Origin of the sequence: Mucilaginibacter auburnensis, assembly GCF_002797815.1 — a bacterium.
In the GTDB taxonomy this organism is placed as follows: Bacteria; Bacteroidota; Bacteroidia; order Sphingobacteriales; family Sphingobacteriaceae; genus Mucilaginibacter; species Mucilaginibacter auburnensis.
In genome coordinates this window covers 195,920-217,443 of sequence record NZ_PGFJ01000001.1, presented here as the reverse complement: position 1 = coordinate 217,443, position 21,524 = coordinate 195,920, and the positions used below count along the sequence as shown (strand labels likewise).

Sequence of the window (21,524 nt, the reverse complement as noted above, 5' to 3'; positions counted from 1 at the left end):
CCTTCTGACAGCGAGTGTCGGGAGGCTTCTTTTTTTACCTTAATTTTCAAAATTACGCTTCAATTAATAATTAATTTATTTTATTCTTCCTGATATTCAGTTAATTAATGACTAACAACTTAAGTTGTTACAACAATTTGCAGTATAAAAGCGTCTTTTAAATAACACTTAACAAAAAGAAAGGAGCATATAAGAATACTTTACTCAACTATTAATTCACTAAAAAAGAAGAAAAATGAGAAAGTTCCTTTTTATAGCAGCCGTAGCAACATCGGCGGTATACTTTGCACCGGCAAAAGCAAATGCCCAGGCAACAGATACTACCAAAACCTCAACACCGGCAACTGCGCCATCATTGGCCACAACACCGGCAACACCTACTAAAGACGTTGCAGAAACCGTTGCTTCAAATACAGATTATACAACTGCTGCAACCGCAATAAAAACTGCCGGGTTGGAAGCCAGCTTAAAAGCAGCGGGCCCATTTACCATATTTGCACCTAATGAGGCCGCCTTTTCAAAATTGCCGGCCGGCACTGTTGATAGTTTGAAAAAAGATCCGGCTAAGCTTGGCGCTTTGTTAAAAGGCCATGTGGTTACAGGTAAGTATGGTAAGGCCGAAATTATAAAAGCGCTTACTGAAGGTAAAGGTAAAGCAACCCTGACTACGATTGACGGTCAGTCATTGACATTGTCTGTGAGTCCTAATAAAACTTTGCAGCTAACCAATGCTGCAGGTAGTATGGCCGAAGTATCATTATATGACCTTTGGGCCACCAACGGGGTAGTTAACGGAATAAACTCTGTATTGAAGTAATTTAATATTGCAAAATGAAAAAGCGCTCTTGTATTACAAGGGCGCTTTTTTTGTTAAATGTAATTCTGAGGCTGTTAATATTCAGCAAAAGCCTCGTCAGCGTAGCACCACAGCCAGCGTTCGCCGGGCTCGGCAGAGGTTACTACCGGATGGTGCGTTGCATGGTAATGGGCTGTCATATGCTTCATAGGCGAACTATCGCAGCACAGGGTTACACCGCAGGTTTGACAGGTTCGTAAGTGCACCCAGTTGCCTCCTTCTTTAACACATTCTTCGCAAACCAGTTTATCAGCCACCTTTAGGCTGGTTATTTCTTTTAAGTGTTGGCAAACTTCCATTATTTAACCTCTGCTAAGTATTTATGTACGAAACTAATAGCCATTGAGCCTTCGCCTACGGCAGATGCTACCCTGTTCATTGCTCCGGCACGTACATCGCCCGCGGCAAATACACCGGGGCAACTGGTTTCCAGCAAATAAGGTTCGCGTTTTTGCTTCCATATTTTACCAAACTCACTGTTCTGCCGCAAGTCGCGCCCGGTTTCAATAAAACCGCGATCGTCCTTTATAATATCAAGACCCAGCCAGTCTGTAAAAGGCTTGGCGCCGATGAAAATGTAGAGTGCATCGGCCGTTTTGCGGGTTGTCTCACCGGTTTCCAGATCCTGTATATCCAGGCTCTCTAATCGTTCAGAACCATAGGCTGAGGTGATCTCTGTTTTAGGCATTACCTTAATATTAGCCTCGCCTGCTATCTGCTCAATCAAATAAGCCGACATGGTGTAGCTCAAGCTATCCTTGCGGATGAGGATATAGACATCTTTGGCAAATTTTGACAAGTACATGGCCGCCTGTCCTGCTGAGTTACCTCCGCCTACCACGTAAACCTGTTTATCGCGACAGGCGGTCGCTTCGGTCATGGCTGCACCGTAATAGATGCCGGCACCTGTAAACTCACTCATACCGGGCGTTTCGAGCTTGCGGTAATCAACACCGGTAGTAACTATTACGCTGCGGGTAACAATGTCTTCCGCATCTTCCATTACAATGCGTTTATAGCCATCTTTTTGCTGTATGGCCTTAACAGTTTGTGGTGAAAGAAACTCGGTACCCAATCTTGCCGCCTGCGTCATGGCGCGACGGGTTAACTCTGCGCCACTCAAGCCGGTAGGAAACCCTAAATAATTCTCAATACGAGAGCTCGTGCCAGCTTGTCCACCAGGTGCGCGGCGTTCGATCAGCAAAGTCTTTAAGCCTTCCGATGCGCCATATACGCCCGCTGCCAGGCCCGCAGGACCTGCACCTATAATTACCACATCATAAACATCCTGGCGTGCTACCTGAGGGTTGAGGCCTATCTTTTCGGCTACTTCAACAATGCCCGGGTTTTTCAAAACGCCGCCATCATCCAGTATCACAACCGGAAGATCGTTTGTTGTTAAGTTATTATGCTTGAGTAGCTTTTCAGCTTCCTTTTCGGTTTGGATATCCAGCCACTGGTAAGGAACCAGGTTACCGGCCAAAAAGTCTTTCAAGTCATGCGAGCGTTGCGAGTACTGGTACCCAATAACCTTTATGCCTTTAAACACCGGGTGGTAATCGCACTCCCAGTTATCCAACAGGTCATCTATCACCGGGAATAGTTTTTCCTCGGGTGGGTCCCAGGGCTTTATCAAGTAATAGTTTAGCTTTACTTCATTGATAGCTTGTATGGCGGCATCCTTATCCGCATAGGCAGTTAGTAATACCCTTTTTGCTTCAGGGAAATAATCCAACGCTTTACATAAAAAATCAACACCGGCCATTTCGGGCATGCGCTGATCTGATATGAACAGCGCAATATTTTCGCCCTTGTTGTTCAGGTCGTGCAGGCTGGTTAGCGCCTCCTGTACGCTTGTTGTGCTTAGTATTCTATATCTGTCTCGGTAGCGACTTTTCAAATCGCGGGTAATAGCCCTTAGTACCTGGGCATCATCATCAATACAAAAAATTATGGGCAGACTCATGGTGGTATAAATATAGGCTAATTACCATTAAAAGGGAACTCAACAATAAATGCAGTGCGGCCGGGTTCTGATTCCAGTTTTATTTTTCCGTTATGTTGTTTTACAATGTTGTTTACCACATCTAAACCAAGGCCGGTGCCTTTGCCGGCTTCTTTGGTGGTAAAGAAAGGATCGAAAATGCGGCTCTTCACATCGTCGGGTATACCGGGCCCGTTGTCAATAATAACAACCTGTACACAATCTTTGGCCCGACCGGTTTTTATTTGAAGTACGCTTTTGCCGCTGCCTTCCATAGCATCAAGGGCGTTGTCTATCAGGTTGGTCCAAACCTGATTAAGTTCGCCAATGAGGGCGTTTACAGGCGGTAGGGTAGTATCAAATAGTTCGTCCACCTTAACATTGCCTTGCTTTATTTTATGCTGAAGCATGGTAAGGGTATTGCGTATGCCGATATGAATATCAGTATACTGCTTGCCATGGCCCTGATCCATATGAGTGAATGTTTTAACGGCACCTACCAAAGTGGCAATGCGGCGGGACGCTTCCTCTATATCTATCACCATTTTTTCGGTGACGAGGTTGTTGTTGATCCAGCCAAAAACCGGAGAGAGCGCTTCGGTCGGGATGTGTTTTTTAAAATCGTTGAGGTCATCAACCCCGAAGCCGAAATCAACCAGGTTTTCTGCAATTTCCTGGCTGTTGTCAATATCGTTATCATCCAGCCAGTCAAGCACGTCGTCTTCTTTTTCTGAGCGTTCCATCATGCTCATGGTGGGTTTTTCGTCTTTGCAGATAACGCCGAAGAGTTTATCGCTCACAAAACTAACGTCATTAACGCTCAGCTTAAGCGACATTACCTGTTTGAATGCATCAGGCACCAGCTTAAGGTGTTTCAACAACGATGCCGAACCACGTACCACTGCAGAAGCCGGGTTATTCAGCTCATGCGCTAAACCTGCTGAGAGCTTACCCAGCGCCATCATTTTTTCGTTCTGCTGTTGCAGGGCTGTAAAGTCGCGGATGCGGTTGGCCATTACGTGTACCAATGCCTGGGTCAGTTCAAACTGACTACGTATCATGGCTTCTTCGCGCTCAATGGGAAACAATAAAAAAGTGACGGTTTCTACAACCTCCGCTTTGCCGATAGCCGTTTTACTGCGCGAGAAGGGGAGGTGCCCGGTAATATCCTGCGCCTCGAACACGCCAACCTCCCTCATTTCTTTGCCCATAGGCATACAAATGCGAAAACTGCCGTCAATTACTATATAGGTGCCTTTTATGGGTTCGTTGGGTATGAAAATAGGGTCGCCTTCCTGGAGGGTAATTTGCTCGCTTTGGTCCAGGAACCATTGCAATTGTTCAAGGGGTACATCCTTTAGTGCATCTATGCTTTGCAGCCAGGCTGCGGTAACTTTTTCCATGGCAAATGTTGTACAGCTAATTTAGCAGGAAAAGTTGAGAAAGACGAACGGCCTTTAAGTAGGCATAATTGGTCTAACCTGTCATGTAAAAGGTTGTCATTCTGGAACGCAGTGAAGAATCTAATAAACTATGCTTTAAAAAGCGCTTAGGTAGCAAAGCGAATAAGATTCTTCGCTATCGCTCAGAATGACATTTTTGTTAAATGCCTTTTAACTCTTATCCAAAACGTCCTCCGCCGCTTCAGCAACTTCCGGCTTCACAACGTTCTTTTTAGGATAATTGAATAACAGTGATGATAATACCGGCAGCACAAATATGGCTACGGTAAATATGGATACCAGCATATCGGTATGCTCGCCTTCAATGGCTTTGGCCAGATCTGTTTCCGGGTAAAAGTGGGTGTAAAGTGATGAGGTTAACTTTATACCCAACACACCTATAACAATAAATGCTATAGCTTCCAGAAAGGTAAATTTCTCCATCAATTTAACAAAAGCCTGTGCTACAAAACGCATGGCCAATATGCCTATAAATACACCGGTGTAGATCAAAAATACATGGTCTGTAAAAGCTACCGCAGCAAAAACGTTATCAATAGAAAAAGCTAAGTCCATTAACTCAACCAAGGCTACCGTAGCCCAAAACGGACCGATCAAACCCACGGTTGATTTGTATAGCCAGCTCTCTTCTTTATTTACGGCTTCTTCTTCGTCTTTATCTTTTGATTTGTTTTTGAAGTAGCTAAAGGCCAGGTAAATGAGATATAAGCCTCCTAAAGGTTTCAACCACCATACTTTAACCAGCCATGATGCTACCAACAAACAGATACCCCTGAAAACGTAAGCGCCTATAATACCATATTTTAAGGCTTTACTGCGCTGCTCTTTAGGCAAGTCAAGCACCATGGTAGCTAATACGGCAGCGTTATCAACTGATAACAAGCTTTCAATTACGATCAGGTTTAAAATAATAAGTAAGCCTGCTTTAATGTCTTCGCCTAAAAGCGAATGTAAAATGTCCATTTGTTTAAGTAAATATGTATTTAGACTGTAGCGGTGTTTGCGTGTTACAATATGCTAAATGATATCGGTATTCAGCATGGTTTTTAAAATATTTGCCTGCGCGTCAAAGCCGGCAATATTCTGCAAAAAGTTAATGTCGGTTATCTTCTTATAATTTTCTGCCAATAAAGCTTTTACTTCTGCCGGGATACTGATTCTGGCCAAAGCAGCGCTGCTTTGCAACTGGTCGTTTTTGTCTAAAAGCTCCTGAATAATTCTTTCATTACGCGTTACTTCACTGGCCTGATCAATGGTTTTTAGCAGTTCTTCATCGCAAAGCAAAAGCAGGTTTCGCTGCGGATTGAATACATAGTAAGTATCCTCATCTATAAACTTATAAACCTCTATGGCCAGGTTGCCTGTTTTTAGTCCGCAATAAAACTCTGTCCTGAAATCGTATTTGCAAGCCTTGCCCATTAGCTTGCGCTCAATAATTACGCTGGCATGGGTGTAAACTTCGTTAGGATTGTATTCGGTAAGTTGGGCAAGCGTTTCGGCGCTTATATCAAAAAAATAGTCCTGCGCATAGCGCGCGCTGAAAGCGTTGATATTCTTTACAAAGGGGTATTCGTCCGTATCGGAAGAAAGTACTTCATACAATCGCCTTAAAGAATTATTAATGCGCAGGGCCTGCCGTTGTTTGTCATTATTAAAATCGGCAAGGTTAAAATCGCTGTCCTTTACGCTTTGAATCAGGTCTTTGTTGAGTTGTATCTCTTCAAACAAAAGTGAAGTATTGCGCTCGTTGATCTTTTTGATCTTTTTAAGCAGATCAATAACCGCCGAAGTAAACTGCACGTGAAAAAGTTCCAGCTTGTTTACGTCAAGCTCCGGATTGCTCTCATACAAGCGGTGGATAACCTGTGTACGCAGGTATATTTTATAAACTATCTCATCCTCAAAAAAGGCCGATAAAAGATGTAGTTTATTTAATATACGGTTTGATTCACGTAATACAGCGTTATCCTCCATGCAGCATCATCAACTTAACTTACGTTAGTTACGTTCTTTCTTAGTTCGGTTTCCAGGTTTTGTAATTCGGTGTTTAATACTTTTCTGTTTTGGGTGCCCTGCTCGTGTATCTGTTTAACCTCGTTCAAGGTTTCAATTAACGATTGGGTAGTGCGCTTTAGCGTGTCTATAGACACTACTGTTTTTTCATTCTCCTTCGCCACATCAATACTGTTCTGTTTCAGCAGATCGGCATTTTTTTGAAGGATGGTGTTAGTAGTATCAGATATTTTGCGTTGCATCTCCACATTGGCTTTTTGCCTTTGCAATGCAACCGCTATGGTAAGCTGATTTTTCCATACCGGAATAGTAGTTGAAACTATCGACTGTGCTTTTTCTGCTATCGAGGTGTTGTTATTTTGAACTACCCGTATTTGTGCTAATGATTGCAGCATGATGAAGCGTACTATCTTCATATCAGCCAAACGCTTATCTAAGCGGCCATTAAACTCGCGCAAGTCGGCTATTTCATAATCCTGATAAGCTGAAGGGTTGGCTTCCATTTCGGCCAGCTTCTCCATCAACTCCTTATATTTTAACTGCCCGGATATGATAAGTTCTTCCATTTGATGGATGTACTGCACATTGCTTTCAAACATGGTTTGTAGCGAGCTATTATCTTTAATAGCGTTTAACCTGCCTGCTTTTACCTTGTTGGTGATCTTATCGACGTTTGCTATCACCAGGTCATACTTCTGGAACATCTTTTTGATGTCGAACACCAAATTTTTTAGAAAAGGTATTTTTGACAGGAACGTTTTAAAGGAATTTTGTTCCAGTTCGTCAACATCAATATAATTAAGCTCAGCTAATAACTCATTGATCAATCCGCCAACTTCGCCCGAATTATAGGTGCGTACAGATGAAAGGAACTGGTTGCTATACCTTTCCATTGAGTTTTGTACTTCAACACCGTAGTTGAGTATGGAGTTAGCATCTGCCGGGTTAAGGTCTTTTCCTAAAGCCGAATATTTGCTGATATCCTCGGGCGTTGCCTGCGTAAGGTCAACATTGCCTTCTTTATCAATCAACTTTACGGCTGTTATAGGTGCAACCGGTTCTGTACTGTTTGTAGTAGGTTCCATGCCTGTAAGTTGTAAGGCTCCGCCCAAAGGGTAGAGCGCTGTTTATTATAAATATTGTTGCGTTACTGTTTGCACAGTTTCCTGTAGTTTTTTGTCTTTTGTAGGTTCGCCAATGGCGTTAAATTTCCACTCGCCGTTGCGTTTGTAAAACACGCCCAATACCATTGATACGTGGCCCGCAAAGTTACCGCCTGTAATATTGTATTTGGCAAATACTTCGTTAACACGTTTTGGAGTACCCTCGTAAACGCGCAGCGACGCGAATGGTATGCTGCCAAAATCCTGTCCGCGGAAACTGTTCAACACAAATGCCACATACGTAGTGGTAGGAGCCAAAGCGCCAAGGTCAACTGTTATTACTTCGTTGTCTAAGCCGTCGTCACCGCCTAAGTCGCCGGTCAGGTCGTCGCCGCTGTGCTTAACGGCGCCATTTTTTGATTTTAAGTTGCCAAAGTAAACTACCTCTTCTAACTGTTTGCTGTCATTGTATAAAGCGCAGCTGGCATCAAGGTCTACGGCTTCTTTTGAACTGCCGAAGCCAAAAAGGCCTTTCTTTTCAATAGCGCCCCAGTTTATGCCAACACAAATATTTTGCAGCTTGCTGCCATTGCTTTTTTCAAGGCTTATGCGCTGTCCTTTTTCTAAATTAATTGCCATTGTTTTAGGTTTAGTTGTATTTGTTTAAGTAATCCTGTAAGCCGCCTTTCATACCTACGCCTACCGCTTCAAATTTCCACTCGTTGTTGCGTTTGTAAATGCGACCGAATTCAACAGCTGTTTCTATTGAGAAATCTTCTTCCAGCTCATATTTAAGCAACTCCGCATTGGTGGCGGTATCAAATATACGTATAAATGAGTTGCGCACCTGGCCAAAGTTTTGGCGGCGGTTAGCTGCTTCATGTATGGTTATTACGATGCAGATCTCTGATGCCTGCGGTGATATTTTCGACAGGTCAACTTTTACTTGCTCATCGTCGCCTTCGCCGTCGCCGGTAAGGTTATCTCCGCTATGTTCAACAGCGCCGTCTGGCGATGTAAGGTTGTTATAAAACACAAAGTGCTCATCACTTAAAAGCTTTTTATTATCGCCCATAATAAATACAGACGCGTCAAGGTCAAATGCTGATCCTGTTGATGATGAATTGGTATCCCATCCTAAACCGATGGTAAATTTAGGAGCCGAAATAGATTCGCGTTGCCCCTTTTGCAGATTAATAGCCATATTATGCTAACTTTTTATTGTTGGAAACTAATTGGTTGCTAAGGTAATTTAAATTTGGCCGATAGCTTTCCATTGTATGGTAACTATTGCCTAAAGCCATGTCATAAAACTGGTTAATAAAAGCGTCGGACTTATTTTGCAGAAACACACAGAAGCTTTCATGATCATAGTTGAGCATGTACTTAACAATGCGCGTGTTAATGCAAAAATTGCCACCGTTAATAATATCATCCAGATCAAAAATAGTTTGAACGCTGAAATAATTCAAATAGTTTTCGATGCTTGGGTGGATGGCATCATTAACCAGCTCGGCAAAATAAAGCATGTAAACGGTATTATCCAGTTCATAGGCGTCTATCATTTTTTTGATCATGCGCTCATGGCCGCCGGTTATCCTGATGTCATCTAAAAACACCAGGGTTTTGCCTTTTAAAAAGGCTTTATCAATATGAAATGAATCGTTGCCGATAAGGCGAAGGCGCTCCTCGGCATTTAATTCGCCATAGTCTTCTTTATAAGTAATGGTACGGTGTACCTTATTTTCCTGCACCACCGGCAAATTATGTTTGGCCAGCCAGCGATTAAGCGTTGATACAAACGTATTTTTAAGGGTGAAAGTAGCGGTTGGGATAAATGAATACGGACTTGGAATTACTACCAGTTGATGGCCTGTATTAAGTAAATCCGTGTGTTCTTTTATAAAACCAATAGCTAATGCCTCGCCAAAATTGACGGCAATATCTCCATCACCAAATTTAAAACGGCTGTAATCGGCCGCCTTGAAGCCAAAGTCGTCGGTAGTGCTTATCTTATGTAAGGAGTAGGTGGTGTGCATTATCAATTATGTCTGTTAAGTAGATGTGGTTAGAATTGATGAGCTGACTGCGTATACCAACAGTGTTAGCGCCGCCTACATCTGCAATAGGGTTATCGCCTATATGGATAATACGATCTAAGTCAACCTGAATATGATGTTGTTTAAGCTGTTCAAGCATCATTTTAAAAAAGCCGGTGTTTGGTTTTGACATGCCGACCTCATCAGAGTAAAGTTGTACATCAATATACCTGTCTATACCAATTTGATTTAAAACCTTGCGCAATGTTACACCCTTAATAAAGCCGGTGTTACTAAGTATGCCTATTGTAGCGTTGGTGTTTTGCTTTAAATATGCAAGCGCGTTCAGCGTTTCTGCTGAATAGGGTAGGGGTAAATTTTGAAATAGTAATGCTTCCATATCGGCATATAGAGCATTAACGTTAATCTGCCATACTTTAGCATTAGCATTGTTCATCATGCTCAGCACCATCAGGTACATTTCATCTGCGTCAATGTTCTTGCCTGTTTTTTCGTTGATGAGGTTGCACATCACATCAACCTGCCTGAAGGCATGTTCTACTTGCTCAAGCGTGCAATTATTGTAATTAAAGTGCTGATGAAAATGAGCTGCCCTTTTTTTCTTAAAATCAGGATTAGAACGTATCAGCGTGAGCCAAAGATCGAAAGAAAGGTGCTGATAATTTTGGTTTAAGAGCATGTTATATGCTAAAGTTTGTTGTAATGTATAAATAATATTAGCAGTGAGCAACTATTTTTAAGTTAAGTTTTAATTAAAAACTCAACCATCTTTTAACACAGTTGTGTTAAAAAGAGTTTTCGCGTACTAAACATAAACGGAACATGTAAATTTGTTGCCTACACTATAACATTATGGCTACTATAAAAACTACCTACTTAGGCGGATTGAGAACCGAGGCAACGCACCTGCAATCAGGCACAACAATTTTAACTGATGCCCCTGTTGATAATAAAGGCAAAGGCGAGGCTTTTTCGCCAACCGATCTGTTAGCTGAGGCATTAGCAGGATGTATATTGACTACTATGGGTATTGCTGCGGATGTGCACGGCATTGATATGGATAATACTACCGCAGAAGTAACTAAGGTAATGGCGCCCAACCCACGCCGTGTAGCCGAGGTTATTGTTAATCTAAAGTTCCCGAAAATCTATACAGATAAAGAGAAAACTATATTAGAGAAAGCGGCTACTACCTGCCCGGTACATGTAAGCCTGCATCCGGATGTTAAGAAGACAATTGATTTCGGCTGGTAGTTACTGCCCGGAATTAATTGTTGTAAACAACAATGCCTTATTGCCAACCCATAATTGGAGCGGCAATAAGGCTAATATAGTGATTAATTGCCATTAGTTTTAACCAACGGATTGTTATAAACAGCGTTTTATTAAGCTACGATCTCGCCAACCGCCTCGTCAACAGAAATACCGCCGTGCGATTGATCAAGTATGCATTCGCCATCTTTTATAAGCAGCATTTGCGGTGATTCATGATGTACCTGGAATAGCTGAGCTACCTGGTTAGAAATATCGCGGTAGCGAATAAGATCAAGAAAGTAAAGAGGCATATCTGCCGGAAAAGCATCCCAATCTAATTCAAAACGTTTTTTAGCCATCATGCTGATAGAACAGCGTGTGCTATGCTTGAATATAAGGCTGTAACCTTGTTGTTGTTTAATTTGATTTAACTGCTCGGGCGATTCCAACTGTGTCCAATTCATAATATTACAAATATAGAAACGGACAAATTGTTCTTGGTAATTGCAAAGTCAAACAATAAATGCGGTATTGTTTATCTGCGGCCACCTTTTGGATAGGTTCCATAAGCCGGGCATAGCCTGTTTGAGCAAGATGCCAATGTACCTAAGGCTAAAACGAACAATAGTATGTAGGCAATTTTTTTCATTGTGGGGTTTTTGATATTATACGCAAATTATATGCCCAATGTTTTACCCAAATGTGCCATTTTTATAGCAGTAACAGCAGCCTCTACTCCTTTATTGCCATGTTTGCCGCCTGCGCGGTCAATAGCCTGCTGCTGATTATCAGGGGTGAGCACTCCAAATATAACAGGTTTACTGTATTTTACAGCAACATTACTCAAACCGTTTGCAACAGCATCGCAAATAAAATCAAAATGCCTTGTTTCGCCTTGAATAACGCAGCCTAAACATATAACAGCGTCAACACCGGTGGCTTTTAAAACCATGTCGGCAGCGGCGGTCAGTTCAAAACTTCCCGGTACCCAATGTGATTGTACGTTCTCTTCAAGCGCGCCATGCTCAGTTAAAGCTTCAATAGCTCCATTGAACAATGCGCTGGTCACTTCAATATTCCATTCGGCAGCAATAACAGCAAAAGTATATGGAGCCGCAGATGGTATGGTTGTTCCCGAAAAGTCGGAGAGATTTTTTAGCTGGGTAGCCATTGGGTTAGTGATTAGAGATTTGTTGATTAGTGATTAGTTGATTAGCGCCTGGTAAAACCAATCTCTAATCAACTAATCACTAATTCACTATAACTTTGCTTCAACGCGTGCTATGTAAGCATCAATGCTTTGTGCTTCGGTGCTTGTAGGGTAGTCTTTCTTAATGCTTTTGTAAGCATCTACAGCGCCTTCTTTGTTATTGGCAGCCTCATAAGTAAGGCCTAACTTTTTAAGGTACAAAGGTGATAAGAAATCGTTGCCTGCTTTATCAACTGCTTTTTTAAAGTACGAAGCAGCGTTCTGGTAATCTTTCAATTCAACATAAGCATCGCCTGTAGCACCAAGGGCTTCAGCAGCAAACATGTTGTCATTGCCGCTATAGTCATTTAAATTCTCTATCGCTTTGTTGTACTCGCCTTTGTTAAGGTAAGCAATGCCTAAATAGTAATGGGCAAGGTTAGCAGCTTTTGTGTTGCTGTACTCGCTTATAATTTTTTCAAAACCAGGGTAGCCGGCATCGCCTTTAATGGCTTTGTCCCAATCTTTCTTAGCCCATGATTCCTGCGCTACACGCATTTGTGTTGACGCGGTAACTTCGCGTGGGGCTAAATATAATTTTTGATAAAGCACGTATACAGCTATCATTACAACAACTGCCGCTACTATAAATGTTAAGCTCTTTTGGTTATCCCTTGTAAAATTACTTACGTTACCCAAACCTTTCTCGTTCAATGGCTTTTGGGTACTCTCCTGGGTTTTTGACATTGTTATTCTAAATTAAAGGTTGCAAAACTACACTTTTTAAAAAGGTTTAGCAATAGCATTTTATTTTATGTAGATACAAGCTTTTAAGGCTGTTAAAACAATAAAGCCCGCGGGTAATTATTAAATTTGAACTTTATTTATGCATCTACAGCAGCTATCCGTAATCAACTTTAAAAATTATACCGAGGCCACGCTAACCTTAAGCGATGGTGTTAACGCTTTTTTAGGCGATAACGGCGCGGGCAAAACAAACCTGCTGGATGCTATACATTACCTAACGCTGTGTAAAAGCTACTTCAATCCTATAGATAGTCAGCAGATAAAGCAGGATGCCGACTTTTTTATTGTTACGGGCACATTTAACCGTAACGGACAAACAGAAGCCATTGCCTGTTCGGTAAAACGCAACCAGAAAAAGCAGTTCAAACGTAATAAAAAGGATTATCCACGCCTCGCAGATCATATTGGTTTGCTGCCAGTGGTTATGGTGTCGCCTAATGACATCAGTATTATTGTTGAGGGTAGCGAGGAGCGCCGTAAGTTTATTGATAACGTAATCTCACAAACAGATAACAACTACCTTGACCAGTTGATACAATATAATAAGGTATTGATCAACCGGAATGCATTGCTTAAGGCAGCTGCTGATACAGGACGATACGATCAAAGTCTGCTGGAGATATTTGACGAACAACTCGTCGCATCAGGCAGTGTGATATTTGAAAAGCGGAAGGCTTTTATGGAGGCATTTACACCGGTTTTTAATCAGCATTACAGCTTTTTAACAGGAGAGGCGGAAAGGGTGGAGTTGATCTATGAATCGCAATTGCTGCAGTCGGGTTTTGAAGCTTTGCTGAGAAAATCGTCCGAAAAAGATAAAGTGCTGGAGCGCACTACCTGCGGTATACATAAGGACGACCTGGTTTTTTACATACATGGCATGCCGGTAAAAAAGTTTGGATCTCAGGGTCAGCAAAAATCGTTTCTGATAGCGTTAAAGCTGGCGCAATATACTTTGCTGCAACAGGCTAAAGGATTTAAACCGTTGCTATTGCTTGACGATGTTTTTGACAAGCTTGATGATAAACGGGTGGAAAAACTGATGCAAATGGTATCTAATCATGATTTCGGGCAAGTATTTATTACCGATACCGGCTACAGTCGCGTTAAGCAGATATTTGAAAATATGCAGGTGCCTGTTAAATTATTTAAAATAAGTAAAGGAGAGGTTGCAGATGCGTAAGGCCAATGACAAATCTATTAAAGAAGCATTGGAGCAAATGCTTAAGGTATATAAAATAAAGCGCCGTTTTGATGAAACCGCAGTTGTTGCACATTGGCCCGAAATTGTAGGAAAAGCGGTAGCCAACCGAACGAAGGAATTATACATCAATAACAAGAAGTTGTTTATACGTATAGAATCATCTGTAATAAAAAACGAACTGATATTGATGCGAACGCAGATAATACAGAAAATAAACGAGGAAGCCGGAGATGTATTGGTTGAAGAAATTATCTTTCTCTAAGCATTCGGGCTGTCGGCCTTACATAAAGCTCATCTCGAATAAGCGAGTATCCCACCAATGTAACACCTGGAGTTAAAAAGGCCAGTTGAACTTCGGGAGGATGGTGTATGAAAAATAATAAATGCACAAATATTATCGCTAAAATAGCAATAGCCAGACGTAATATTTTTAATGCGGTTTTCATATCTCTACAGTACCAAACAAACCCTATACCAATTTTTACAACGACAATGTTTAGGGCGACTAAGCAAGTAAAGTTAGGCATATTTATTTAATAAACAAACGGTTGGTTTGAAAGAACAAAAATTTTACTAAGCCTTTAGGGCTTTATTTTACAGCAGTCTTTTTAATTTATTAATTATGCTTTCTGTTTAATTTACATAGATTTGCATCTTTTTAAAAAGTATGTTAGATACGGGCGCGCTGATTGATCTGCTAAGTCAGCCTCAAAAAATAGTTATCACCACCCATCATAAACCTGACGGAGACGCATTAGGCTCGTCATTAGGTTTGTATAACTATTTGATACAGTTGGGCCACCACGCGCGCGTTATTGCTCCGAGCGATTATCCTGATTTTTTAACATGGATGCCGGGCAATGAAGAAGTGCTTGTTTTTCCTGAAACAAAGGAAGAAGCGCTTGCCCTGATTGAAAATGCATCCCTTATTTTTTGCCTTGACTTTAACAGTCTTGACCGTATAAATGACATGGCAGGTCCGGTACGTGAAAGTGCTGCAAAAAAGATCATGATAGACCATCACCTTGATCCTGCTGATTTTGACGATTATCGCCACTGGAACATCAATGCCTGCGCTACCGCGCAATTGGTTTATGATTTTATTGCCAATGTTTTAGGGCATAAAGTATATATAAATAAAGACGTAGCAACCAGCTTATACACCGGAATCATGACGGATTCGGCATCGTTCAGGTTGCCTAATACAACGTCTGATGTACACCGTGTAGTTGCTGATCTGATAGACGCCGGAGCAGTTAACTGGCGCATACATGAGCTGGTTTACAACAGCGCATCAGAGAACCGCATACGCTTGTTAGGCCATTGCCTTAGCAATTGTTTAGAGGTGTTGCACGAGTTTAATACAGCGGTAATTGTATTAAGAAAGCAGGACCTCGCAGCATTTGATGTGAAAACCGGCGATACCGAAGGTATTGTAAATTACGCGCTATCTATAACAAGCATAAGGTTGGCTGCGTTTATAGTGGAGCGTGATGGGCAGGTTAAAATGTCATTACGTTCTAAAGGCGAATTTCCGGCTAACGAGATCTGTAAACTTTACTTTAACGGAGGTGGGCATCGCAACGCGGCAGGAGGACAATCAACCGATGGTATAGACCAGGTTGTTGAACAATTCAAATCAGTATTACCAAAATATAAAAAATTATTAATTCAGTAAAAATGAAGAAAAACATAATGTTTTTAGCACTTGCGGCTATTGGCTTTGCAGGATGTAACGGTGGATTTAAACAAGACCCAAGCGGGTTGCTATATGATATCCACAGCGAAAAAAGTTCAACTAAAATTAAACAAGGCGACTTTGTATCAGCATATCTTGTAATAAAAAACGATGCTGACTCTGTAATATACAATGCTTACGATGGCGGACAGCCGCAATACCTTGTTGCTGAGGCAGCACAATTTAAAGGCGATATGATGGATGGCCTTAAACTGGTTGGCGAAGGCGATAGCGTTACCTTTAAAATAGTAGCCGATAGCCTTTTCAAAGGCGGTCAGCCTCGTCCTGACAAGTTTAAAAGCAGCAAATACGTTGTCTACGACCTTAAAATTGAAAAAGTAATACCAAAGGGTAAATTAACCGATGAGGTGTTTCAACGTACTATATCAACTTACATAAAAGGACAGGTTGATGCGGTTAAAAAACAAGAGCCGGCGAAGATCCAGAAATACATTGCTGATAATAAGTTGAATGTAGCTAAAACCGATTCAGGTTTATACTATGTGATCAACAAACAGGGAACAGGTGCGGTAATTGCCCCTGGTGATACAGCTGTAGTAAATTACACAGGTAAATTACTTAACGGTAAAGTGTTTGACAGTAATATTAAAGCAGAAGCTGTTAAAGGCGGCCTGCAGCAAATTGAAATGCGTCCTTTTCAGCCTATCCGTTTTCCGGTTGGTCAGCAACAGGTTATAGCCGGTTGGGATCAGGGCTTGCAATTGTTGAACAAAGGTGCTAAAGCAACCTTTATCATCCCATCAGCATTAGGTTATGGCGAAAGAGGTAATCAGGTTATCCCGGGTAACGCTCCATTAGTGTTTGAAGTGGAACTGATTGACATTGTTCATCCCAAGAAATAACAAAACAACTATATGGCCTTCCACTAAAAAGGAAGGCCTTTTTTTATTATGAAAAGATTTTTTTTAGCGGCCCTTGCTTTTGGGTGCGTTTTAAGCGCAAAAGCTCAGGATGATTTTAAGCGCACTACAAAAGGTACCATATATAAAATTGTGAAAGCAAATGCCGGCGAGAAAATAAAGCTCGACCAGGTCATTACTTTCAACATGGTACAAAAAACAGATAAAGATTCTGTTTTGATGAGTTCATATACCGTTGGTCGCCCATTTCAGGCCCGTATACAGGCAGAGGGCGACTTGATGGATGTATTTACATTATTGGCTGATAAAGACAGTGCCGTGGTTAAAGTACCATCTGACACTATTTTCAAGGATAATGAAGACAAACGCCCGCCCTTTTTTCCCAAAGGCAGCAGCTTGATGATGTACATTAAAATTGAAAAGGTACAATCATTAGACGAAGCAATGGCCGAGCGTAATAAAGTTTTGGAAGCAGAGCGCGCGGCTATGGCTAAATTAGGTGAGGAAGAAACCGGTAAAATGGCTGGTTATATTGCCGATAATAAGCTTGTACTTAAAACTACGCCTTCGGGCCTTAAGTATGCCATTACGCAAGCAAGTACTAAACGCAAACCGTTGCCGGGTGATACTGTTTACGTGAACTACCTTGGCCGTACGTTAGATGGAAAAGTGTTTGACACCAGTCTGGAAGCAGAAGCGGCAAAGGCCGGCATAAAACAGGAGGGTCGCCCTTATGAGCCTATTTCATTTACTTTAGGCGCGCATGAAGTTATACCGGGTTGGGATGAAGGTTTGCAGTTATTGAATGAAGGTTCTAAAGCAACGTTTATCATTCCTTCAAAACTGGCTTATGCCGAAAGAGGTGCAGGTGCTGATATTGCGCCATATTCTACACTGCGTTTTGATGTTGAACTGGTAAAGGTAGCGCCGGCAAAGCGTGCTGCTGTTAAAAAGCCGGTGGCAAAAAAGACCGTTGCTAAGAAAACAACCGCGACATCAACAATTAAAAAAACAACTACCCCGGCAGCAAAAAAAGCTCCGGCAAAAAAACAATAAGGTCATATTTTGATCATTAACCAAAGCTTTCCGGCAAAACCGGAAGGCTTTTTTTATTTTTGCAGTATGATACTCACCGATACGCATACCCATTTATACTATGAGCAGGATGCCGGTAAACGAGTCGGGCTAATGCAGCGTTGTTTTGATAACGGTGTTAGCAGGCTGTTTTTGCCTAATGTGGATCTGGCTTCGGTAAGTAAAATAAATGAGCTTATACATGCCTATCCTGAAGCCTGTTTCCCTATGTTGGGTATGCATCCCTGCTCTGTAAAAGGTGATTGGCAAACAGAACTGGAGGCTATTAAACAAAGCAATGTTGGCACCTTATACGCCATTGGCGAAATTGGCATTGACCTGTATTGGGATAAAACCAACCTTACCGACCAGGTGCAGGCATTTAAGCAACAAATAGCCTGGGCTAAAAGCCTCGGGCTGCCTATCGTTATACATTGCCGCGAAGCCTTCAACGAAACTTTTGAAGTGTTAGAAGAGGAAAAAGACGATCTGCTTCGCGGTATTTTCCATTGCTTTACCGGTAACCATGAGCAGGCTCAACGTGCCATTGACCTTGGTTTTTACCTGGGTATTGGTGGTGTGGTTACCTATAAAAACGGTGGACTGGACAAATTTTTACAGCAAATAGATCTAGGCCATATCGTTTTAGAAACGGATTCTCCGTATCTTTCGCCGGTTCCGCACAGGGGTAAACCTAATGAGAGTTCGTATTTGATATATGTTGCGCAAAAGGTAGCAGAAATTTATCAAACAGACCTTGAAACGGTGGCGAACATAACTACCGCTAATTCAAAACAAATATTCGGTGTGTGAACCCACCTTGTAAAACTAAATTATCCTGATTAAATGAGCCAAATACTTATCATCTATACCGGAGGGACAATAGGTATGATGACCGATCCCGTTACCAAAGTGCTTAAGCCCATCAACTTTGAGCAGATTATGGATAATGTGCCCGAGTTAGAAAAACTTAATTGTAAAATAAAAGTACACTCGTTTGATGAGATCATTGACTCGTCAAACATGAACCCGCAGATATGGAGCGAACTGGCCTCGCTTATTGCCGATCATTATGATGATGTAGATGGCTTTGTTATTCTGCACGGCTCAGATACGATGGCATTCACAGCTTCGGCCATGAGTTTCATGCTGGAGAACTTAGGTAAACCTGTAGTGTTCACCGGCTCACAGCTGCCTATCAGCGCTATACGTACCGATGCGAAGGAGAACTTGATGACGGCCATTGAGATCGCTAACGCTAAAAAGAATGACCGTGCCCGCGTTCCTGAGGTTTGTATCTACTTTGATTATAAACTATTCCGTGGTAACCGCTCATTTAAATACAATTCATCAAAATTTGAGGCGTTCCGTTCGCCCAACTACCCAATACTGGCCGAATCGGGCGTACATTTGCGATTTAGTATAAATGATATTCGTCAGCCAACAGAAGGTCCATTGGTTATACACAATACGCTCGCTAATGACGTGGCTGTGCTTAAATTATTCCCGGGCATAGGGCCAAAGGCTGTTGAAGCCATTTTAGGTGCCGATGTACGCGGAATTGTAATGGAAACCTTTGGTGCAGGTAATACTACTACCGACCAATGGTTTATTGACCTGCTTAAAAAAGCCATTGACAGCGGTAAGGTTGTGGTTGATATATCGCAATGTAAAGTGGGCACCGTTGAACTGGGACGTTACGAAACCAGTAAGCAGTTAAAAGATATTGGCGTAGCTAACGGTTACGACATGACCTACGAAGCTGCCGTTACTAAAATGATGTATCTGCTGGGCCAGTCAAATGATCCGCAACAGGTTAAGGAGTGGATGGAAGTTGACCTGCGCGGTGAGCTTACATTGTCTTAAGTATAAATTTAAGAAGCCGTTAAACTTTTAAACCTTCAAACAATCACAGCGTTTATATATTTTATATAAAATAAAGCTGATGAGAAATTACATTACCGCTGCCATTGTTGGTGTTTGTGCTATAATTGCTTTTGCTATTGTTGCAAGGGCATATAAATATCGCTCAACCACTACCGAGACCATTGTTGTTACCGGCCTTGCCGAAAAAGACTTTAACAGCGACCTCATTGTTTGGAGCGGCAGCTACTCGCGTAAGTCATTCGACCTTAAAGCGGCTTATGCTGATTTGAAGAATGATGAAGCAACTATCAAAGCCTACCTGGCCAAAATGGATATTGCCGCTAACGAGGTAGTATTCTCATCAGTAAACATCAATAAAGATTTTACCAGCGAGATGGATGCCAACGGCAGGTTTATGGGTCAGCGGTTTAATGGCTATAACCTTACACAAACCGTAACTGTTGAATCAAAGAACGTTGACAAGGTAGACAAACTGTCTCGCGAGGCTACTGAACTTATACAGGGCGGTATAGAGTTTAATTCAACCCCGCCAAGGTTTTATAACACACAGCTTAAAAACGTTAAGATGGAACTGTTAGCGCAAGCCAGTGCCGATGCTAAAGCACGTGCAGAGGCGATTGCCAAAAACGCAGGTAGCAGTTTAGGTAAATTGAAGAAAGCCAACATGGGCGTGTTCCAGATAACCGGGAAGAACAGCAACGAAGATTACAGCTATGGTGGTGCGTTTAATACCTCGAGTCGTAACAAAACGGGCTCCATCACCATCCGGATGGAGTTTCAGGCCGATTGAGGTATTGGGTTATAAAATATTAGCCACCCAGTTCAGTTCTCTTGCAATAGAATCATCCATGGGGAGCTTCTTTTCATCGGGCAGTACGCCCCAGGTGTAGGTTTCTACCTCTAAGTGAGTGCTGAATTGCTGGGTTTTATTGATGTTCAACACTTCAGCAATATCGCTTTGGGTGGATTGCAGCAGGCCTAACTCGTCAGTAAAGATAGGCACATGGAAATGCGCCCGCCATTCGGTTACATCAGCATTCAAGCCATCATTTAATGCCGATGGCAGGTCGCGATAGCGCAAAAGCTCACCCTTGTTAGTTTTGGCTATTACCTGATGCAGATAGGTTGGCTCGTTAAATTTTTCAAAGGTGTCCAGTATAGCTCTACGCTCTTTGGGCTGTTGGGGCAATGCGGCTTTAAGGGCTGCGCTAATTTGTATCTTGCCTACTTTAAGCCCTTTATGCTCCAACTCCTCAATTATTTGCTGATGCGGCTCAAAACCTATGGCGAAGTGGCAAACATCATAACACAAACAAATGTGCCGTTTAATTAGCCGCTCAGCTTCTTCAGTGTTTACCCCAAATGTTTCTGCAATAAACGGCTTACCCTGTGGTAAGAGTACATTGGTGTACCATTCAATATATTCAGGTCCGCTCTCTAAAATGCCATCCGGTTCGGGTTCAATATCCAGGTGCATGTAAGGGCCACCATGGTGCTCAATGCTGATGAGTTCCCTGGCTACTTTTAAAATGTTAGCTGTTCCTGTTTTGGTAGCATCAGCAAGAAGCGGTGGCGTATTGTGCCAGTAACGGTAGCTGATAGGCGAGGTGGATATACCGCCTTCCATCCCTTCAGGCAGCAGTTGCGCCAGTATGCGGAACATCCTAACCGTGTAGTCCAAACGCTCATGCGTGGTCCAATCGGGTGCGTGTACCTGGTCCTTCACCTCAACATTATGAAACTCACCGTACGGGAAACCGTTCATGGTAAACACATAGGCATCATTATCCTTTAGCCATTGCTTAAATTCATTTAGCTGTTCCGTGTGCTGTAGGGCTAAACTTGCCTCGTGCGATAACCTTAAGCCTAAGCCCATTGGCACATCAGGGCATACCTGCGCTTTGATAGATGGAAAGTTGCGCTGTAAAGCAGCAAAATGCCCTTCCCAGTTCTCGCCGGGATGGATATTGGTGCAATAGGTTAAATGTCCCTGTGGTGTTTGCATGGTGGA

General features: G+C 42.2%; 25 protein-coding genes. 10 read left to right on the top strand and 15 right to left on the bottom strand.

Annotation, left to right across the window (positions count from 1 at the left end):
* Nucleotides 1–235: 235 nt before the first annotated feature.
* On the top strand, nucleotides 236–817 hold the full coding sequence (locus CLV57_RS00980) for a fasciclin domain-containing protein (RefSeq protein ID WP_100339502.1): 582 nt from the start codon (nucleotides 236–238) through the stop codon (nucleotides 815–817).
* A gap of 74 nt (nucleotides 818–891) precedes the next feature.
* Here CLV57_RS00980 and CLV57_RS00975 read toward each other — a convergent pair whose 3' ends face one another.
* The 10 genes from CLV57_RS00975 to CLV57_RS00930 all read right to left on the bottom strand — a co-directional run bounded on the left by CLV57_RS00975 (nucleotide 892) and on the right by CLV57_RS00930 (nucleotide 10,158).
* Nucleotides 892–1,155 carry a UBP-type zinc finger domain-containing protein gene (locus CLV57_RS00975; protein WP_100339501.1) on the bottom strand — a complete coding sequence of 88 codons (264 nt, stop codon included), beginning with the start codon at nucleotides 1,153–1,155 and terminating at the stop codon, nucleotides 892–894.
* Nucleotides 1,155–2,822: an FAD-dependent oxidoreductase gene (locus CLV57_RS00970; RefSeq protein WP_100339500.1), complete on the bottom strand. Its 1,668-nt coding sequence runs from the start codon at nucleotides 2,820–2,822 to the stop codon at nucleotides 1,155–1,157. Before CLV57_RS00970 ends, CLV57_RS00975 begins: the two co-directional genes overlap by 1 nt.
* A 17-nt stretch (nucleotides 2,823–2,839) precedes the next feature.
* The gene (locus tag CLV57_RS00965) at nucleotides 2,840–4,243 is read right to left on the bottom strand and encodes an ATP-binding protein (RefSeq protein ID WP_100339499.1); all 1,404 of its coding nucleotides are present in this window, start codon (nucleotides 4,241–4,243) and stop codon (nucleotides 2,840–2,842) included.
* Between the two features lie 210 nt (nucleotides 4,244–4,453).
* Nucleotides 4,454–5,266 (bottom strand): TerC family protein, encoded by an 813-nt coding sequence (locus CLV57_RS00960; protein ID WP_100339498.1) that lies wholly within the window; start codon nucleotides 5,264–5,266, stop codon nucleotides 4,454–4,456.
* Nucleotides 5,267–5,320: 54 nt separating this feature from the next.
* On the bottom strand, nucleotides 5,321–6,277 hold the full coding sequence (locus CLV57_RS00955) for a hypothetical protein (protein ID WP_100339497.1): 957 nt from the start codon (nucleotides 6,275–6,277) through the stop codon (nucleotides 5,321–5,323).
* Nucleotides 6,278–6,291: 14 nt separating this feature from the next.
* A complete protein-coding gene (locus tag CLV57_RS00950) occupies nucleotides 6,292–7,401 on the bottom strand; it encodes a toxic anion resistance protein (RefSeq protein WP_100341264.1) in 1,110 nt (369 codons plus the stop codon).
* Nucleotides 7,402–7,446: 45 nt separating this feature from the next.
* On the bottom strand, nucleotides 7,447–8,058 hold the full coding sequence (locus CLV57_RS00945) for a TerD family protein (protein WP_100339496.1): 612 nt from the start codon (nucleotides 8,056–8,058) through the stop codon (nucleotides 7,447–7,449).
* Between the two features lie 10 nt (nucleotides 8,059–8,068).
* Nucleotides 8,069–8,623, bottom strand: coding sequence for a TerD family protein (locus CLV57_RS00940; protein ID WP_100339495.1), 555 nt, complete (start codon nucleotides 8,621–8,623; stop codon nucleotides 8,069–8,071).
* A gap of 1 nt (nucleotide 8,624) precedes the next feature.
* Nucleotides 8,625–9,458 (bottom strand): phosphoribosyltransferase family protein, encoded by an 834-nt coding sequence (locus CLV57_RS00935; protein ID WP_245856796.1) that lies wholly within the window; start codon nucleotides 9,456–9,458, stop codon nucleotides 8,625–8,627.
* Entirely contained in the window at nucleotides 9,433–10,158 is a 726-nt protein-coding gene (locus CLV57_RS00930) for an HAD family hydrolase (protein WP_100339494.1), read from the bottom strand. The genes CLV57_RS00935 and CLV57_RS00930 overlap by 26 nt, the downstream gene beginning before the upstream one ends.
* A 173-nt stretch (nucleotides 10,159–10,331) precedes the next feature.
* Between CLV57_RS00930 and CLV57_RS00925 the strand changes: the two genes are divergently transcribed.
* The gene (locus CLV57_RS00925) at nucleotides 10,332–10,733 is read left to right on the top strand and encodes an OsmC family protein (protein WP_100339493.1); all 402 of its coding nucleotides are present in this window, start codon (nucleotides 10,332–10,334) and stop codon (nucleotides 10,731–10,733) included.
* A 131-nt stretch (nucleotides 10,734–10,864) separates the two neighbouring features.
* On the opposite strand, the gene ytxJ is transcribed toward CLV57_RS00925, so the two are convergent.
* The 3 genes from ytxJ to CLV57_RS00910 all read right to left on the bottom strand — a co-directional run bounded on the left by ytxJ (nucleotide 10,865) and on the right by CLV57_RS00910 (nucleotide 12,669).
* A complete protein-coding gene (ytxJ, locus tag CLV57_RS00920) occupies nucleotides 10,865–11,197 on the bottom strand; it encodes a bacillithiol system redox-active protein YtxJ (protein WP_100339492.1) in 333 nt (110 codons plus the stop codon).
* A gap of 212 nt (nucleotides 11,198–11,409) precedes the next feature.
* On the bottom strand, nucleotides 11,410–11,904 hold the full coding sequence (gene ribH / locus CLV57_RS00915) for a 6,7-dimethyl-8-ribityllumazine synthase (RefSeq protein WP_100339491.1): 495 nt from the start codon (nucleotides 11,902–11,904) through the stop codon (nucleotides 11,410–11,412).
* Between the two features lie 87 nt (nucleotides 11,905–11,991).
* Nucleotides 11,992–12,669 (bottom strand): tetratricopeptide repeat protein, encoded by a 678-nt coding sequence (locus tag CLV57_RS00910; RefSeq protein ID WP_100339490.1) that lies wholly within the window; start codon nucleotides 12,667–12,669, stop codon nucleotides 11,992–11,994.
* A 139-nt stretch (nucleotides 12,670–12,808) separates the two neighbouring features.
* Between CLV57_RS00910 and recF the strand changes: the two genes are divergently transcribed.
* A complete protein-coding gene (recF, locus tag CLV57_RS00905; protein WP_100339489.1) occupies nucleotides 12,809–13,912 on the top strand; it encodes a DNA replication/repair protein RecF in 1,104 nt (367 codons plus the stop codon).
* Entirely contained in the window at nucleotides 13,905–14,195 is a 291-nt protein-coding gene (locus CLV57_RS00900; RefSeq protein WP_100339488.1) for a DUF721 domain-containing protein, read from the top strand. The genes recF and CLV57_RS00900 overlap by 8 nt, the downstream gene beginning before the upstream one ends.
* On the opposite strand, the gene CLV57_RS00895 is transcribed toward CLV57_RS00900, so the two are convergent.
* The gene (locus tag CLV57_RS00895) at nucleotides 14,182–14,379 is read right to left on the bottom strand and encodes a hypothetical protein (RefSeq protein WP_169927049.1); all 198 of its coding nucleotides are present in this window, start codon (nucleotides 14,377–14,379) and stop codon (nucleotides 14,182–14,184) included. The genes CLV57_RS00900 and CLV57_RS00895 overlap by 14 nt on opposite strands.
* 221 nt (nucleotides 14,380–14,600) lie before the next feature.
* On the opposite strand from CLV57_RS00895, the gene CLV57_RS00890 reads away from it, so the two are divergent.
* The 6 genes from CLV57_RS00890 (at nucleotide 14,601) to CLV57_RS00865 (ending at nucleotide 20,303) form a co-directional block, all read left to right on the top strand.
* Entirely contained in the window at nucleotides 14,601–15,611 is a 1,011-nt protein-coding gene (locus CLV57_RS00890; protein ID WP_100339486.1) for a DHH family phosphoesterase, read from the top strand.
* A 2-nt stretch (nucleotides 15,612–15,613) separates the two neighbouring features.
* On the top strand, nucleotides 15,614–16,534 hold the full coding sequence (locus CLV57_RS00885; RefSeq protein WP_100339485.1) for an FKBP-type peptidyl-prolyl cis-trans isomerase: 921 nt from the start codon (nucleotides 15,614–15,616) through the stop codon (nucleotides 16,532–16,534).
* A gap of 48 nt (nucleotides 16,535–16,582) precedes the next feature.
* The gene (locus CLV57_RS00880) at nucleotides 16,583–17,608 is read left to right on the top strand and encodes an FKBP-type peptidyl-prolyl cis-trans isomerase (RefSeq protein WP_100339484.1); all 1,026 of its coding nucleotides are present in this window, start codon (nucleotides 16,583–16,585) and stop codon (nucleotides 17,606–17,608) included.
* Between the two features lie 66 nt (nucleotides 17,609–17,674).
* The gene (locus CLV57_RS00875) at nucleotides 17,675–18,439 is read left to right on the top strand and encodes a TatD family hydrolase (protein ID WP_100339483.1); all 765 of its coding nucleotides are present in this window, start codon (nucleotides 17,675–17,677) and stop codon (nucleotides 18,437–18,439) included.
* A 33-nt stretch (nucleotides 18,440–18,472) separates the two neighbouring features.
* A complete protein-coding gene (locus CLV57_RS00870; RefSeq protein ID WP_100339482.1) occupies nucleotides 18,473–19,492 on the top strand; it encodes an asparaginase in 1,020 nt (339 codons plus the stop codon).
* A 79-nt stretch (nucleotides 19,493–19,571) separates the two neighbouring features.
* Nucleotides 19,572–20,303 carry an SIMPL domain-containing protein gene (locus CLV57_RS00865; protein WP_100339481.1) on the top strand — a complete coding sequence of 244 codons (732 nt, stop codon included), beginning with the start codon at nucleotides 19,572–19,574 and terminating at the stop codon, nucleotides 20,301–20,303.
* A 9-nt stretch (nucleotides 20,304–20,312) separates the two neighbouring features.
* Here CLV57_RS00865 and eboE read toward each other — a convergent pair whose 3' ends face one another.
* Entirely contained in the window at nucleotides 20,313–21,518 is a 1,206-nt protein-coding gene (eboE, locus tag CLV57_RS00860) for a metabolite traffic protein EboE (protein ID WP_100339480.1), read from the bottom strand.
* Nucleotides 21,519–21,524 lie beyond the last annotated feature (6 nt).

Coding starts and splice junctions, on each gene's coding strand:
- CLV57_RS00890 (WP_100339486.1), top strand. CDS start 14,601: ATGTTAGATACGGGCGCGCTGATTGATCTGCTAAGTCAGCCTCAAAAA.
- CLV57_RS00930 (WP_100339494.1), bottom strand. CDS start 10,158: ATGCTCTTAAACCAAAATTATCAGCACCTTTCTTTCGATCTTTGGCTC.
- CLV57_RS00935 (WP_245856796.1), bottom strand. CDS start 9,458: ATGCACACCACCTACTCCTTACATAAGATAAGCACTACCGACGACTTT.
- CLV57_RS00945 (WP_100339496.1), bottom strand. CDS start 8,058: ATGGCAATTAATTTAGAAAAAGGACAGCGCATAAGCCTTGAAAAAAGC.
- CLV57_RS00885 (WP_100339485.1), top strand. CDS start 15,614: ATGAAGAAAAACATAATGTTTTTAGCACTTGCGGCTATTGGCTTTGCA.
- ribH (WP_100339491.1), bottom strand. CDS start 11,904: ATGGCTACCCAGCTAAAAAATCTCTCCGACTTTTCGGGAACAACCATA.
- CLV57_RS00895 (WP_169927049.1), bottom strand. CDS start 14,379: ATGAAAACCGCATTAAAAATATTACGTCTGGCTATTGCTATTTTAGCG.
- CLV57_RS00925 (WP_100339493.1), top strand. CDS start 10,332: ATGGCTACTATAAAAACTACCTACTTAGGCGGATTGAGAACCGAGGCA.
- CLV57_RS00875 (WP_100339483.1), top strand. CDS start 17,675: ATGATACTCACCGATACGCATACCCATTTATACTATGAGCAGGATGCC.
- CLV57_RS00900 (WP_100339488.1), top strand. CDS start 13,905: ATGCGTAAGGCCAATGACAAATCTATTAAAGAAGCATTGGAGCAAATG.
- eboE (WP_100339480.1), bottom strand. CDS start 21,518: ATGCAAACACCACAGGGACATTTAACCTATTGCACCAATATCCATCCC.
- CLV57_RS00955 (WP_100339497.1), bottom strand. CDS start 6,277: ATGGAGGATAACGCTGTATTACGTGAATCAAACCGTATATTAAATAAA.
- CLV57_RS00940 (WP_100339495.1), bottom strand. CDS start 8,623: ATGGCTATTAATCTGCAAAAGGGGCAACGCGAATCTATTTCGGCTCCT.
- CLV57_RS00965 (WP_100339499.1), bottom strand. CDS start 4,243: ATGGAAAAAGTTACCGCAGCCTGGCTGCAAAGCATAGATGCACTAAAG.
- recF (WP_100339489.1), top strand. CDS start 12,809: ATGCATCTACAGCAGCTATCCGTAATCAACTTTAAAAATTATACCGAG.
- CLV57_RS00960 (WP_100339498.1), bottom strand. CDS start 5,266: ATGGACATTTTACATTCGCTTTTAGGCGAAGACATTAAAGCAGGCTTA.
- ytxJ (WP_100339492.1), bottom strand. CDS start 11,197: ATGAATTGGACACAGTTGGAATCGCCCGAGCAGTTAAATCAAATTAAA.
- CLV57_RS00950 (WP_100341264.1), bottom strand. CDS start 7,401: ATGGAACCTACTACAAACAGTACAGAACCGGTTGCACCTATAACAGCC.
- CLV57_RS00870 (WP_100339482.1), top strand. CDS start 18,473: ATGAGCCAAATACTTATCATCTATACCGGAGGGACAATAGGTATGATG.
- CLV57_RS00865 (WP_100339481.1), top strand. CDS start 19,572: ATGAGAAATTACATTACCGCTGCCATTGTTGGTGTTTGTGCTATAATT.
- CLV57_RS00975 (WP_100339501.1), bottom strand. CDS start 1,155: ATGGAAGTTTGCCAACACTTAAAAGAAATAACCAGCCTAAAGGTGGCT.
- CLV57_RS00970 (WP_100339500.1), bottom strand. CDS start 2,822: ATGAGTCTGCCCATAATTTTTTGTATTGATGATGATGCCCAGGTACTA.
- CLV57_RS00880 (WP_100339484.1), top strand. CDS start 16,583: ATGAAAAGATTTTTTTTAGCGGCCCTTGCTTTTGGGTGCGTTTTAAGC.
- CLV57_RS00910 (WP_100339490.1), bottom strand. CDS start 12,669: ATGTCAAAAACCCAGGAGAGTACCCAAAAGCCATTGAACGAGAAAGGT.
- CLV57_RS00980 (WP_100339502.1), top strand. CDS start 236: ATGAGAAAGTTCCTTTTTATAGCAGCCGTAGCAACATCGGCGGTATAC.